The 13,867-nt window shown below is 67.2% G+C and carries 10 protein-coding genes; 2 read left to right on the top strand and 8 right to left on the bottom strand.

From position 1 onward, the window contains the following. Window positions 1-318: 318 nt before the first annotated feature. The 3 genes from FUT87_RS02445 to FUT87_RS02460 all read right to left on the bottom strand — a co-directional run bounded on the left by FUT87_RS02445 (window position 319) and on the right by FUT87_RS02460 (window position 4,586). Window positions 319-1,023: a trypsin-like peptidase domain-containing protein gene (locus FUT87_RS02445; RefSeq protein ID WP_222617024.1), complete on the bottom strand. Its 705-nt coding sequence runs from the start codon at window positions 1,021-1,023 to the stop codon at window positions 319-321. A gap of 384 nt (window positions 1,024-1,407) precedes the next feature. Then, a complete protein-coding gene (locus FUT87_RS02450; protein ID WP_147239960.1) occupies window positions 1,408-2,976 on the bottom strand; it encodes an ankyrin repeat domain-containing protein in 1,569 nt (522 codons plus the stop codon). Between the two features lie 833 nt (window positions 2,977-3,809). Beyond that, window positions 3,810-4,586: an alpha/beta fold hydrolase gene (locus FUT87_RS02460; protein ID WP_147239961.1), complete on the bottom strand. Its 777-nt coding sequence runs from the start codon at window positions 4,584-4,586 to the stop codon at window positions 3,810-3,812. 126 nt (window positions 4,587-4,712) lie between these two features. On the opposite strand from FUT87_RS02460, the gene FUT87_RS02465 reads away from it, so the two are divergent. Together FUT87_RS02465 and FUT87_RS02470 are read left to right on the top strand one after the other, a co-directional pair. Next, entirely contained in the window at window positions 4,713-5,618 is a 906-nt protein-coding gene (locus FUT87_RS02465) for a LysR family transcriptional regulator (protein WP_147239962.1), read from the top strand. A 92-nt stretch (window positions 5,619-5,710) separates the two neighbouring features. Beyond that, window positions 5,711-6,595 carry a hypothetical protein gene (locus tag FUT87_RS02470; protein ID WP_147239963.1) on the top strand — a complete coding sequence of 295 codons (885 nt, stop codon included), beginning with the start codon at window positions 5,711-5,713 and terminating at the stop codon, window positions 6,593-6,595. Window positions 6,596-6,613: 18 nt separating this feature from the next. Here the strand turns inward: FUT87_RS02470 and FUT87_RS02475 are convergent, their stop codons facing one another. The 5 genes from FUT87_RS02475 to FUT87_RS02495 form a co-directional block, all read right to left on the bottom strand. Next, window positions 6,614-10,198, bottom strand: coding sequence for a hypothetical protein (locus tag FUT87_RS02475; protein ID WP_147239964.1), 3,585 nt, complete (start codon window positions 10,196-10,198; stop codon window positions 6,614-6,616). Between the two features lie 164 nt (window positions 10,199-10,362). Next, entirely contained in the window at window positions 10,363-11,817 is a 1,455-nt protein-coding gene (locus tag FUT87_RS02480; RefSeq protein ID WP_255511623.1) for a DUF2325 domain-containing protein, read from the bottom strand. 12 nt (window positions 11,818-11,829) lie between these two features. Beyond that, the gene (locus tag FUT87_RS28295) at window positions 11,830-12,105 is read right to left on the bottom strand and encodes an energy transducer TonB (RefSeq protein WP_186830321.1); all 276 of its coding nucleotides are present in this window, start codon (window positions 12,103-12,105) and stop codon (window positions 11,830-11,832) included. A 564-nt stretch (window positions 12,106-12,669) separates the two neighbouring features. Next, window positions 12,670-13,458 (bottom strand): ATP-binding cassette domain-containing protein, encoded by a 789-nt coding sequence (locus FUT87_RS02490; RefSeq protein WP_147239966.1) that lies wholly within the window; start codon window positions 13,456-13,458, stop codon window positions 12,670-12,672. Further along, window positions 13,458-13,867 (bottom strand): iron ABC transporter permease (locus FUT87_RS02495; protein ID WP_147239967.1); only part of this gene is annotated, 410 nt, incomplete at its 5' end. The genes FUT87_RS02495 and FUT87_RS02490, both read right to left, overlap by 1 nt.

The following is a 13,867-nucleotide window of genomic DNA, read 5'->3' on the forward strand; positions in this document are numbered from 1 at the left end:
GTCCAAACGTTGAGCCAGTTCGTGGGCGGCTGACCGGAATGCGCCGAGAACCGGTCGGACGGCCCACCGCGCCGACCGACCGAGAACGCTGCATAGCTGCTGCGGCTTCAGGCTGATTGGAGTCGGTTGCATGGCACGCCTCGGCCGGCCGGTATCTCCCACAGCAGCCATCGGCGCTCGATGCCTGAGCGTCAGCTTTACTTCAAACCTTTCGTCTGCAGAGCATTGCTGATCTGGTGGCCCGGCCTGATCCTGACATTCACAATCGACAGCTGTTCGGCACCTTCTATCGGCGCAAGTCCCGCAGCACCTTTCGCCTTAAAGAGCCTTGAGCAGTTGTGCAATTGAGGATGCCTTCCAGACCATTCCGATATCGGAATCGGCATGTATTCGTCCGCTGTAGATACCCAAGAAGCGCACAGCATTGCCGTTGAAGACAACGGAGTCCCCGTTCTCCATTGCAACCTGCGAGCCAGCGCTGCGATGGGCAATCACAGGAGAACCGGACTGGCCTGGCCTGGATCGACAGTCGACGAGCATCACGGGCAAGTCGAGGTAATCGATCTCAGGCTCAGACGCAACAAATCCAGTAGCCCAAATCCCGAAGAATCCGCCTGCCGTCTTCCCCAACGGAAATCCAACGACGCTCACGGCTTCCGCAGGCCCTACCTTTATATCGGGCCCTGGGTGAAGCGGATCATAGGGATACAAGGCTACTTCATCGAGGTCGGTGAGTGGCAAGGCGACGAAATCCGCTTTCGCGCCCAGAACTGGATGCTCGCGCCACGCGGGTTTTCCACCGGCGAGGAGTTCCTCTTCATGAGCACGCCAAAGCCCTATCCCACCTGTCCAACTATGGAAGATTCGTATTCGATTGGGGATCGCCCCCGTGGGCGACAAGGGCGAATTGTCGTCTTGTCTTCTGCCCGTCAGATTGTGGCGGTTTGTGATTAGGTACCACTTGCCCGAAGCGCCCTTCGCCACAAACCCCGTACCAGATGAAATGACGTTTGAGTCATACATCATCTGAAGCAGCAGTGACTTGACTGACTCCTCCGCTGATGGTCTTCATCATTGGCAGCCTTTTCTTATCTGAACATCGTCCAGCCGACTCGGCAGAAGCTTACCTCGAACATCCGAGCCGCCTTGAAATCAATAGATCGCACTTCGCGATTGCCATGCCCACCATGGATCAAAGCTCGCACCCAGTGTAGCCAGTGGCACCTTCTCCTCTTTGGCGGGCAACTACGTCCCTCGGCAGTACCACAACTGCGGCGGACGGTCATGCCAACAATACGGATGACCGCAGATGGCGGTGTGCCGACCACGACTGAGCGCGCGCGAACGGCGGCAATCGCTGCACTGCTGGTATTCGCTTGGCCAAGTCGAGCGGCAGCTGATGGCCGCTTAGCACCATCGGCGCGCGGCCAGATCCAGCGTGAAGGATCGTGTGTTGATTGTCGAGATCTCTTCCTCGCCCACCTGCGACAGCACCTTACCTCCGATCACGGCGATTTCGCCATTTCCAACCAGAACGGCACGGTGCTTGTGAATCCATCCTGGACCTTCGCCGGAGACGGAGATGTGTTCAATGCGCCAGTCGTCGATGCTCAGCGCGAAAACCGGCGTCGTCCCATAGACGCGGCTGCCCTGGTAGCCCAGTGAGCCGATCACGATGATGCGGTCACCCACGAGAGTCGCCGTATGGAAGTCAGTCGGTGGGAATAGAGATTCCGGATAGCCAATGATCTCCAGGCGGCCATCGGGATGGTGGACGAAAACGTCGTTGTAAATGCAGAAGTCGGGGTCGTAGCCATCCTCATGCTCGCCAGCGACTTGCACGACGCGTCCGTCCGGCAGCAGTGTGAGTGACTGACCCATGCGGTTCGCGCACCAAACTGGTCGGGTGCGGTCGAATGTGTCCGCGCCAAAGTGATTGGCGGCTTGGTAGCCGGTCAGCCCCGAACGCACCATCGCGACCCAGAAAGGAACCTGCATGGCCTGCGCATTACGCTGACCGAAACGACGCGTGCGATCACGCTCAAATTCGGCCAAGCCCAGCCCTTCGAACGGATCGCTTGCAGTTCCGACTGTTGCCCCCAGGAACAGGCGCTGCTGCTCGTAACGCAAGGCGGAGGGATCGGCTCCAGCCTCCAGCAAGCGGATCGCCATCGCGCGAGATTCGACGCAGCCGAGCGCAGGAAAGCCGACTTGCTCGTGGTTCGGATCGGCACCGACGGACAGCAAAAAGTCCACCATCGCATGGTCGTCTGCTTCTACGGCGTCGAGGAGCGAGGTGCTCCCGCCATGGTCGGTCGCATCCACTACCGCACCTCGCTCGAGCAGCCAACGGACGACGTCCGTCCGCCCGGACATCACCACATGAAAGATCGGAGGTCGACCGACGTGATCGGTTGGCTCGCGCTCTGCTCCAGCTTCTAGGAGCATCTCGGCTACATCGAGTCGCCCCAGTGCAAGTGCGAGCACAAATGGCGTTCGCGACCAACGATCCTTTTCCTCCAGCTCATTCGGAGAATGAGCCGCACGGACTCGAACATCCTCAAGCGTGCCAAACGCTACTTCGCGGCACAGCGGCGTCCAAGCCAGCAGGTCTTCGGGTGCTCCGATCTCCAGCAAGGATCGAATGGCGTCGAAACGGCATTGCCGCGACAGAATGCTCAGAGCTGATTCGCCATGCGACGACTGACCATCGAGACGCGCGCCGTGCGCGGCCAGCAACCGAAGTAGGTCTGGCATCTCGTCGTCGCGAGTCGCGCCGCATCCGAATGTCACCGTCTGCATCGCATCGTAGCCATGCTCGTCACGAAAGCTCGCCACGTCGGCGCCCGCACCGATCGCAGCTTGGATCTCGGCAAGCGTGCCGGCGCGCAGTAGTTCTCGGAGGGAAGGGCTTGGATTTGAATGAGTCGGAAGATTCGACATTGCCTGGATGTCAGCGCTGCGGCCCTCGAGCATACCGTTCGGAGACGTTTTACCAGGTGCTCCGTGGGCTACGCTGCGCGGAGCGGTGAAGCCCTCTGACTTCCGGGACAGCACGCAGTGCCGATGCGTCGGTTTTCACCACAATGCAACGCGGAAGATCAAACTGTCATCAGACCTCATCTCGATCGGACGTCCACCAGCCGGCTTCGCCGCATGGCGGCCGCCGCTCTTGTTCGTTATGCGGCCTGCCCCCAACCGCCGAGGCCAACCGGCCGGTGTTTCTGGAGATTGCTATGCACGAAGGCTCATGTCACTGTGGCGCGGTCCGACTGACGCTGCCGTCAACTCCCACGGTCGCTACGGACTGCAATTGCTCAGTGTGCCGTCGCATTGGCGGGCCATGGGTGTACTTCGAGTTCGGTACCGTGAGGATCGAAGCGCATCCAGAAGCCACCGCCGAGTACATCTGGGGCGACAGAACGCTTCGCAGGATTCACTGCAAGACATGTGGCTGCGTCACGCACTGGGAGCCGCTGGAGCCCACTGCGGGAGCCAGGCATGGAGTGAACCTAGGGAACTTCGATCCCAAACTCATCGCCTCTGTGCGCGTTCGTCGCTTCGACGGAGCGGACACCTGGAAATTCATCGACGAGTAGGCCTGCAGGGCCGTCTAGCCCTTCGCTCCATCCGACCTGCCACAGCGGGCTGGTGAACTCACACGTTGAACGTCCACTCTGTACAAGAAAGGTCACCCTCTTCCTGATCGCCTGTCTGCTGATGGCGCCCATCCTGGCCTTTGCGCATCAAGCGCCTCTTCGGCCTTGTGCCGCATCGCTACCCACCGAGCCGCCGCGCAGCCCGACTCGTCAAGGCGAAACGGCGGCCGTCGCGGCGAGGATCGCCGCCGCCACGTCAGCCGGACGCGACAGGTGCGGCGCATGGCTGGTCGGCAGCGTCACCACGGTCGCTTGAATCTTCTTGGCCAGGGCGCGCTGAAGATCGGGCTGGAGCATGTGGTCCTGCTCGCTGATGACGTACCAAGAGAGCTTCGTCTTCCAGGCCGCGACGGACACCTTGGTTTCGAAGTTCTTCCCTTGGGTGAGATGCTGCGTGGCGGCGATGACCCTGGTGCGCTCCTCGGGGAGGTCCTGGGCCAGGTACTTGGAGACGCCCTCCGGCGTGAGGGCAAGGAAGCCATCCTTGTCCGCGACGAGCGTGGTGAGGCCAGGCGGCGTGGGGTAGTCCTTGTTCAGGTCGGCAATCGACTGGTTCTCGGACGGGGCATAGGCCGCGACATAGACCAGCGCCTTCACGTTCTCCTGTTGTCCCGCCTCGGTGATGACGACGCCTCCGTAGGACCAACCCACCAGGACCACCGGACCCGTTTCCCTGCTGAGGACGCGGCGCGTGGCGGCCACATCGTCCGCCAGCGAAGTCAGGGGATTCTGGGCAGTGACCACTTTCAGGCCCTTTGCCTGGAGGAGCGGGATGACCTGGCTCCAGGTGGAGCCATCCGAGAACGCGCCATGGACGAGCACGACGGTAGGTTTGACCGTCCCGACCTTTGCCGTCGTAGCGGCAGTGGATGCGAGCGCGGACGCGCCAAGGGCGGTTGCGAGGATGGCGGTCTTGACCACGGACATGAGTTTTCCTTCGGTGAACTGGATGAAATCAGGGGGCTGGCATCGATCGATGGACGCAACTCTAGATATGAGCCGTCAATGATTAAATGGCGCCCGTGACTCATCACATAGTCCGGAGCGTTTCAAATGGATCGACTGGGTGCCATGCAGGTCTTCGTCAGGACGGTGGAACTTGGTTCCATGTCCGCGGCCGCGGCCGAACTCGACCTGTCATCTCAGTTGGCTGGCCGGCAGGTGCGGGCGCTGGAGAGCAGCTTGGGCATCAAGCTGCTGAACCGCACCACCCGGCGACAAAGCCTGACCGATGGCGGACGACTCTTCTATGAGCGGGCAAAGAACATCCTGGCCGAAATGGAAGCGGCACAAGCGCAGATCGACGAGTCCAGAGCGCTTCCCAGTGGACGTCTGCGCATCAGTGCGCCCATCACCTTTGGAAGCAGGGCGCTGGCGCCTCGACTGGCGGAGTTCATGAGCCGATTTCCGGACGTGTCGGTGGAACTCAGCCTCACGAATCGAACCGTGGATCTCGTGGATGAGGGCTTCGACGTCGCTTTTCGGACCGGCGATCTGCCCGACAGTGGATTGATGGCCAAGCGCCTGGCGCCTCATCAACTGGTCTTGTGTGCTTCGCCCGCCTATCTGAAGAAGCGGGGCCATCCCCGGACGCTGGAGGACCTCCGCAGGCACGAGTGCCTGGTGTTCGCGCACACCTCCTTGCGAACCGAGTGGTCCTTCGAAGGCCCTGAAGGCGTCGTCAGGGTTCCCATCAAGGGCAAGTTCCTGACGGACAGCGGTGAGGCCCTTCGCGCCGCGGCAGTGGCAGGCGTCGGCGTCATCCTGCAACCCACTGAATTGCTGGCCGAGGACATCCAATCCGGTCTGCTGACCAGGATCCTCAAGAAGTACCAACCGATCCCACGGCCGCTGCACATCCTTTACGCGCCCGACCGCCGAATGACGCCAAAGCTTCGCTCGTTCCTGGACTTCGCGTCTGACACGTTTGGATCGAGCGGCAGAGCGCATCCCGTGTAGCCCAGCGTCCGGCCGGCTCGGGATTGCCGCGAGATCCACGGCGGCACCCAATCGCCCGATCGCCCCCGCGAGCGATACGATCCGCGCCAGCCATGAAATTCCTCCTCTTCCTGATCGCCTGTCTGCTGGTGCCGGCTGTTTTGACCATCGCGCATCAAGCGTGGCTGTTGCGGCAGGAACTCCGGGCCCCGGTGCAAGCAGGTGGAACGACGGTGGAGTGCCGCGCCAGCCCGCTTTATGGATTCCTCGGCGGCGCGTGGACCATGTTCTTCGGCGGCATCCTCTGGTCCTTGCATCGGTCGTCGCCGACGGGGCTGGGCGAGGGGGAGGCGTTGTTTGGCGCACTGGCGGCACTGGCGGTGCTGCTCATCTGGCTGTACCTCATCACCAAGGTCACCGCCAACGAACTGGGTGTGCGCCAGCGCGGCATCCTCGGCTGGTGGCGATCCGCCGCCTGGACGCAGATCGTCAAGGTGGATCACACCTCCCAGCCGCGCGGGTGGTTTCGGCTGCACACCGCCAGCGGGCGCGTGATCCGGGTGGACCCCGGCCTGACGAACATGCCGCAACTGTCGACCATGATCCTGACCCACACGCTCGTGCACATCATTGAGCCCGACACGCTCGAAATCCTGAGACGGAGCGCGCTGGGCGAGAAGATCGGCAACGAACAGCTCAACCAGCGGCTCTATGTGCGGTCGGCTCCGATGCTGCGTCTTGCTGGCGGGCTGGCGTTCGTCGGCTTGGTGTGCGGCGTTGCAGGCTGGTACGGCTTCGCGCACGAGGACCAGGCGCTGAGATGGGCAAGCCTTTCGGTCATTCAAGGCGTGCGCCAGGCAGCGATGTCGCTGGGGCTGACCTTCATCCTCTGGAGCTTGTGCTTTGCCGCGGGTGCCGCCGTGATGGCCATCAAGCGCGCGCGGCAGCGCAGGCGCGATGCCGCCGCCAGTCCCGGCGGCACGGCGCAGATCCAGTAGCGTGGGATTCGCTCCGGCTCAAGCCGGCGGCGGCGGCGCGGGATTGCGCGACGGGTATTCGGCGATCTGCAATTGCGCGTCCGCCGCCTGCGTGCGCCCCGCCTTGATGACGACGTTGATCCCGTCGACGGCCGAAGACCTGCCGCGCTCGAAGAGGTTCATCGTCGAACGCCGCCACGTGGACGGCTCGTTCAGCAGCTGATCGCGGTCGGCCTTCACCGACTGGGCCATCGCGTCGTTGCCGGTCACGCTGGCGACGTCCTTGAGCATGTACAGCGTCTCGAAGTGACCCGAGGCCTGCGGCATCATCGTGTCGTGGATGTTGTAGTGCGCGAAGTTGCTGGTCTGCAGCGCCTGGGCCTGCTCGAGGAAGCGGTCGAGGTCGCGGTGGGCGAGGTCCCGACCCTGGGTCTGCTTCTGCTCCTCGGTCCAGCCGCTCAGCGTTTCCAGATAGCGCTGGATCCACTGCTCGCGGTTGAGCTCGACTTCGGCCATCAAGGGCTGCGGTGAGTTGTAGAAGCGGTCGTGGTCCGCATCGATGGTGCCCGCGAAGTCGAGCACCGTCACCGACACCTTCTCATAGGACTGGCCGAATTCGCGGGTGCCGGAAAGGAGCATCGGCCCCTTCACGCCGGTGATCCCGGTGGATTCCGGCGGCGCCGCCGAGGGAGACGGCGCTGGCGCCGGCGTTGATGCCGGCGCTGGTGCTGAATGCGCGGGATGCGGCGGACGCGGATAGTTGTTCGGGTCGCCCACGTTGGCCGTGAGGCTGGCCGTGGCGCGGAACTTGTGATGCGCGATCGACACCTGTTCATTGAGCACGCGCACGTTGCCCGAATGGTCCGCATAGAGCTGCTGCTGCCGCTCGGTCGACAGCTGCACCGAGGCATTCGGCCCGAAGGTGGCATTGCGCCGGCCCGGGCGCGGGTCACCCACGCTGAGGCCGGCGGACGCCGACAGCTCCAGCACGCTGCTCGAGGTGTCCTGCGTCATGTCGGAAATGATCAGCTTCCCGTTGCGCGCCAGCAGGGCGGCGACCGCGTCATCGAAGGGCTGTCCGCGTTCGTCCTGCAGCGTGTCCCATTGGGCGAGGTCGCGCACCACGTTCTTCAGGTGCTCGATCATCTCGGGCAGCCGCCCTGGCTCGCGACGGATGCGCATGATGGCGCCATCGACCTGCGTGCTGTTGTAGCCGCCCTTCAGGCCACCGGAGAGGCGCAAGCCCAGCACGTCCTCGGCGAGCTTGAAGGTCGGGCCCGCGCTCAGCCCCACCTCGCCCCCGGTCTGCCGGATCGAGCCGGCGGTGATCTGCAGGCCCTGCATGGGATGGAAGATGTCGATGAAGGCTTCGCGCTTCACCTGGGCGCTCGCCACCGGCGTGATCAGCGGGTGGCCCGCCGCCGGCGTGGAGATCGACATGTTCGACAGCAAGCCCGCGCCGATGACGCCACCGTCGCTGCCGCGCAGCCGGGTGCGCAGGTCCCAGCCGTCGAGCTTGGCGCACAGATCGTCGACGAAGCGCTGTCGAGCATCGGTCGCCGGAGACAGCAAGCGATGGGCCGCCGACAGGCCTTCATTCGCCCGGGCCACCAACGCGGCCGTCTGCGCCTCGTCCTGCGTCGCGGGCCGCGGGGAGCGGGCCGAGACGGCCTGCAGCATGGAGGCCGCGCGCATGGCCATGGCGAGCAGCGATCCGGCGGGCGGCATGGGCACCGGCGCGCCCTGCAGGGCCTCGCGAGCCTGCGCCCGGATCGACGCCATCTCGGCGCCGGTCGGCGTGTGAGTCGGCGGCAGATCGGGGTGCGCCTGCATGAAGGCACCGAGCGCACGGCCGAGGGCGATCTCGGGCGACGGGGCCTCTCGCCGTGCGAAGGCCTGGTCGATGAGCTGGCCACCCGCCTGCTCCAGCGCATGGGCGGCGGCGACCAGATGCTCGCGCACCTGCACCGATGGCGTGCGCACGCCAACGGAAGCCCCCACCGTGTCGAGCCGCTCCAGCACGCCGGCACGCAGCGGCGTCTTCTTGCCCAGCGGATTCAGGGTGGGCGGGTCCAGCTCCTGTCGCTGGCGCGCGGTACCCCGCTCGAGGTCCGCCGCGGACGCGCCGCCCAGGCCGAGCATCTGCTGGACCCGGCTCGCCATTCCAGCCTCGGGCGCCTGCGCCCGGTCGATCCATTGCGTGACCATCTTGGTCAAGCGCTTGTTGACGCGGCCGTAGTGCGAGTCCGATGCATTGGAGACGAAACCCATGCGCACCGCGCGCAGCGCCGCCAGGTCGCGTTGGCTGATCACCGCGTCCATGCCTGATTCGGCGCTGGCCATGGCCGCGCGCTTGGCGCCTTCGAGCCAGGCTCGCACGGGTTCCGAGGATTCCTGGCGCTGTGCCAGATCGGCGCGCCAGAAGGCCCGCACATCGAGCGACTGCGGCGCCACCTCCGCGATCGTGGCCTGGTCGCGCGCGGCGAGCATCAGGACCTCGGTGCCGCGGTGCACGCCGCTCATCAGGCGGAACAGCGCCTGCACGTCGGCCTCGGCCTGCGCAGCCCCATCGTTCCCGGCGGTCGCCATCCAGCTCAAGGTGGGCGCGCCCATCAATGCCCGCAGCGCGTCGGCACCGCGCGCGGCGTCGCCGCCCGTGACATGCGCCAGCATGCGGGACGTGGCCTCGACCATCGACGACCGCGACATCGCCTCCTTCAGCGGCTGATTGGGCAACCGATGCGCCAGCGCCCTCAGCTGGGCGGTGAGCGCGGGGGTGGGCTCGGTGGCCATGAAGCCAGGCGGATGCGCCTGCATCAACGCCACCAGGCGATGTTCGGCCGCATTCAGTGCCGCGTCGTGATACTCCTGGATGTGCTGCGCGCCTTCGGCCGCCACCTGCATCGCCGGCCGCTGACGTTTCACCTCCTCGAGCGCCGGTCGGTGCCCGGGACCGGCCGCACCGAGCTGTTGGTCGACGCGATCGAGCTCGCCGACGGCGAAGTCCAGCCGTACTCGCGTCGCCGTGTGCATGCGGGCTGCCGCTCCGAGATTGCGCAGCTGCGCCGAAGACAGCACCGCATCGAGATCGGCGGCCGCCGCGCGCAGTGCGTCGTGCGTGTCTCCTCCCGGCGCGGCCCGATGCTTGTGGGCCGCGGCATCGAAGGCGTCCTTGGCGGCATCCAGCCGTTCGCTGAAACCCGGGTCGACCGGCGCGCGCACCACCTCCGCCGCGCGGCTGTGGTGGACGGGGTGCATGCCACCACTCGACTGATGCGCCCCCAGCGGCACCGGGGTGCCGTTCTTCTCGCCAGTGAGAAAGCTGGACATCGGCGCCGGAAAGGCCGAAGGGATCAGCCCCGCCGGCGAATGAGCGGCCACGCGACGACGCAACTTCGAGCTGCCTGGCCGGTCCATGTTCGACGGCGCATCGGCCATGGCCCGTCCTGACACCTTCAGCACCTCGGCCTGATCGGGCTCGCGCTGCGCGCGTGAGCGCAGGGGATGGTCGGCATCGCCCAGCAGCTTCGGGGCCGCGGGCTGCTCGGGGTGTTCCCGCGTGCGCTCGGTGCCCGGCACGACGAGGGTGGCGCTCAGCGGGCGCGCGTTGAGCCATTCAGGCATGGGTGCTCCTTGACGGAGCAACAGTAGGCGGCTTGCCTGCCCGACGCCGGGCGGCAGCGAAGGCGAGGCGCCTATTGCGAAGTGGGCTGATTCATCCTGCCGCGGAGCGCCGGCGGGAGGTTGGGGCAGCGGGCCGTCGGGCGGCTACATGGCGCAGGTCGGACTCAGTCTTGATGACCCGACTGAACGACCGTCGCTTCCGCGTGGTCCGTTTGACCCAGTGACCCGAGCGCTCGGCGCAGACCGCTCGCGCTCGGCTTGTCCACGAAGACGCATTGCTTGTTGTGCCGCTTGCAATGGTCCTTCACGCGCCAGTACGCGTCGTGGCTGATGCAACCGGTCTGGCAGATCACCAGGTCCGCGGCCGCCAGGCTCGCGTCGAGCTTGGACACCGCGTCCTCCTCCCCGCCGTCGTGATGCAGGAAACGGCCGCCGGTGCGCTCGATCAACTGGCGGTAGATCGGCACCACTGCCGGCCGGCCGCCGACGCACAGCACCGAGCGCTCATCCAGCGACGGCAGCGTCGACGTCGAGGCGTCGTGCGCTTCCTGGATCGGGTGCTGGAACTGCCGCTCCGCCAGCGCGAGCGCCTGCTGCAGCTCGTCCGCGCGCCGTTGTTCGCGCTCGGCCTGCTGGCGGGCGGTCAGCAGCGCTCGCTCCAGCTGATGGATGCGCTCCTGCTGCGTCTGCAGGTGCTTGGCCTGTTCGTGCCGATGCCGCAGTCCCGGGATGCTGTCCTCGAGCTGCTGCAGCTCCTCGCGCAGCCCCGCTGCCAGGGTGTCGCGCGCCATCAGCTCGCCGCGCAGGCGCAGGCATTCGGCCTGCGAGGCTTCGAGCTCGCGTGCCCGCTCGGCCAGCAGGCGCGTGCTGCGGGACTGGGCCTGCGCCAGCTCGCGCGTGAGGACCGCGTGCTCGTCCTGCAGTTCGTCGAGCCGCTGCAGGTCCGCGCGATTCGCGGCGCCGACCTGGTGCTGGAGCATGTGGATGTCGCGCAGGATCTGCTCCTGCAGCGCAGCGTCGCAGCGCGCATGCGTCAGCGCACCCCACAGCGCGCCGCCGACGTCGTTGCCCTGCTGCGCGGCATGCCACCAGCGCGTCAGCGCCTCCGCGGTCTTGTGCTGCGACGACTGCCGCAGCGCGATCGCGAAGCGCTGGTCCAGCTCCTTCTGAAGCATCTCCGACACCGGCCCGCGCCGCGCGCACTCGTTGATCGCGCCGCAGTGCATCTCGTAGTCGTTGCTCAGGGCCTGACCGCCGAGCAGCTTGCCCAGCTTGCGGCGCAGCACCGGCATCGGCAGGCACACGCCGATCACCGGGCACAGGGCCTGCGACGGCAGTTCCCACAGGCGTCGACGGCGCGAGCCGCGCGGCACCGGCGTGTCCTCAACATTCGGCGCCGCGGTCGACGCGGGAGCCTCGCCGCGTGCCAGCGCCTGCGCGAGCGGAAGCCCCGCCACCGCGGCGGGCACGGCCTCGCCTTCCTGCATGAAGACGCCGGCGCCAGTCACCGGGCCGCGGGTCCCCATCGGCAACGGGGCGTCGCCCGGCGCACCGCCGAGGCCGGCGTCGGCGCGGGCCAGCAGGCTCAACAACGAAGGGGAAGTGGACTTGTCGCACATGGCGAGGACTCCTTACTGCAAGGGGGCGGCCTGGAGCGCGAAGCGCACCGGGTATTCGATCCAGCTCGCCAGGCGTTGGTCGCCGCGGCGGGCCGGGGTGTACGGGCAGGACTCGGCGACGCGACGCGCCGCTTCGTCGAGCAGGCGCCAGCCGCTGCCGCCAGCGATGACGACCTCGGCCGCGCGCCACTCGGGATCGACCTTCACGCGCAGTCGGACCAGGCCCTGGATGCCGCGATCGCGCAGCAGTGCTGGGTAGTGGCGGGCCGTCTGGCGCTCGCTGCACAAGCGGTTGATCGGCGGGCAGCGTGGCGGGGAGGTCGGTGGCAGTCGGTGAGGGTGGCTGCACCACGGCGGGCAGCGGCGCCACGGCCGTGGTCGTTGTCGCCGCCGCGGCTTGGCGCGCGGGCATGGCGTTCGTGTCGACAGCGACCGTGGCGCCAGCGGCAGGGGCGGTGGCCGTGCTGGTGGCGCTGCTGGCGCCGGTGTTGGTCACGCCGCTGGCCACAGGGGTGTCCAAGTGCGATGAGGCTGGCGGAGAGAGCGGGGGAGTCGCGGCGATCTCGACGAGGGGCGGCGGCAGGTCGGGAACCGGCGGTGCATCGAGCGCGGAGCGCGGCAAGGCGATCGGCGACATCGTGGTCGCCGATGGCGCCATCGCGGCGGCGGCGGACGTCGTGGTGAACGGCAGCAGCCGCGCGCTGATGCCCGTCGGCGCCATCGAGACCGGCGCGGAGCGCTGCGGTGCGAAGGCGCTGGCGAGCGCGAGCAGCATCGCCGCGTGGACCGCGGCGGTCATCGCCCAGCCGCTCCAGCGAGGCGCGAGTCCGTGCAGGCGCAGGGCGGGCGCGGTCACGCGCGCGCTCCCGTCAGGTGGCCCAGCAGCGGCAGGATCGCGAGCCCATGGTCGTCGGCCAGCAGGCGCAGCCGCGTGTCGTAGAGCTGCTCCAGCAGCGGCAGCGTCGACGGCAGCGCGTCGCAGTCGGCCAGCATCCGGCCCGCTTTCAGCAGCCAGAGCCGGTCGAAATGGTTCAGCGCCAGGTTGAGGTCGTGCAGCACCGCGACCAGCGCATGGCCGCGCGCCGCGGCGAAGTCGGACATCGCGGCCATCAGCGAGACGCTCAGGCCGGGGTCGAGCGCGGCGACCGGCTCGTCGACGAGCAGCAGCCCGTCGCGCGCATCCCAGGCCTGCGCGAAGACGCGCGCCAGCTGCACGCGCGCCTGCTCGCCGCCGGACAAGGTGTCGAAGCGGCGGCCGTGCAGGTGCTCGGCCTGGGCGTGCGTCAGGGCCTCGCGCACGATCCGGTCCTGGTGGCCATCGCCCTGGCGCGCCACGCGACCCAGGGCGACGACCAGCTCGACCGGCAGCCCGAACGCGACGCCATGCTGCTGCGGCAGCACCGCGCGACGTCGCGCAAGGTCGCTCGAGGACCACGTGGCCAGCGGCCGTCCGTCGAAATGCAGCAGGCCGGCCGAGGGACGCAGTTCCCGCGCGATCAGGCGCAGCAGCGTCGACTTGCCGGCGCCGCTCGGACCGAGGATCGCGATGCGCTCGCCGGGCTCGACGCGCACCGTCACCGGCCCGATCGCCGTGCCGCCGAGCGTCACGCGCACGTCCTGCAAAGTCAGCAGCGAAGCCATCACGCGCTCCCCATGCGACGCACCGCGCCGCGCAGCAGGACCAGGAACCACGGCGCGCCGATGAGCGCGCTGAACACGCCCACCGGGATTTCCGCCGGCACCGCGAGGGTGCGCGCGAAGCTGTCCGCGACCACCAGCAGCAAGGCGCCGGCCAGCATGGCGTTGGGCAGCACACGGCGCTGGTCCGCGCCGACGAGCTGACGCGCCAGATGAGGTGCCATCAGGCCGATGAAGCCGATGCTCCCGCACCAGGCCACCGCGAGCGCCGACAGCAGCGCGACCATGCCGATGCATTGCCAGCGCAGCCGTTCGACGTCGATGCCGACGTGCGCGGCCGCGGCCTCGCCGAGCGCGAGGGCATTCAGCCGCGGAGCGACGCGCAGCGCGAGCGCGCCCAGCACCAGCAGCG

The organism is Mitsuaria sp. TWR114 (genome assembly GCF_007997345.1).

Excerpts from the sequence above, each read along its gene's own strand:
- FUT87_RS02445 (WP_222617024.1), bottom strand. The coding sequence starts at position 1,023 with ATGTATGACTCAAACGTCATTTCATCTGGTACGGGGTTTGTGGCGAAG.
- FUT87_RS02450 (WP_147239960.1), bottom strand. The coding sequence starts at position 2,976 with ATGCTCGAGGGCCGCAGCGCTGACATCCAGGCAATGTCGAATCTTCCG.
- FUT87_RS02460 (WP_147239961.1), bottom strand. The coding sequence starts at position 4,586 with ATGTCCGTGGTCAAGACCGCCATCCTCGCAACCGCCCTTGGCGCGTCC.
- FUT87_RS02465 (WP_147239962.1), top strand. The coding sequence starts at position 4,713 with ATGGATCGACTGGGTGCCATGCAGGTCTTCGTCAGGACGGTGGAACTT.
- FUT87_RS02470 (WP_147239963.1), top strand. The coding sequence starts at position 5,711 with ATGAAATTCCTCCTCTTCCTGATCGCCTGTCTGCTGGTGCCGGCTGTT.
- FUT87_RS02475 (WP_147239964.1), bottom strand. The coding sequence starts at position 10,198 with ATGCCTGAATGGCTCAACGCGCGCCCGCTGAGCGCCACCCTCGTCGTG.
- FUT87_RS02480 (WP_255511623.1), bottom strand. The coding sequence starts at position 11,817 with ATGTGCGACAAGTCCACTTCCCCTTCGTTGTTGAGCCTGCTGGCCCGC.
- FUT87_RS02490 (WP_147239966.1), bottom strand. The coding sequence starts at position 13,458 with ATGGCTTCGCTGCTGACTTTGCAGGACGTGCGCGTGACGCTCGGCGGC.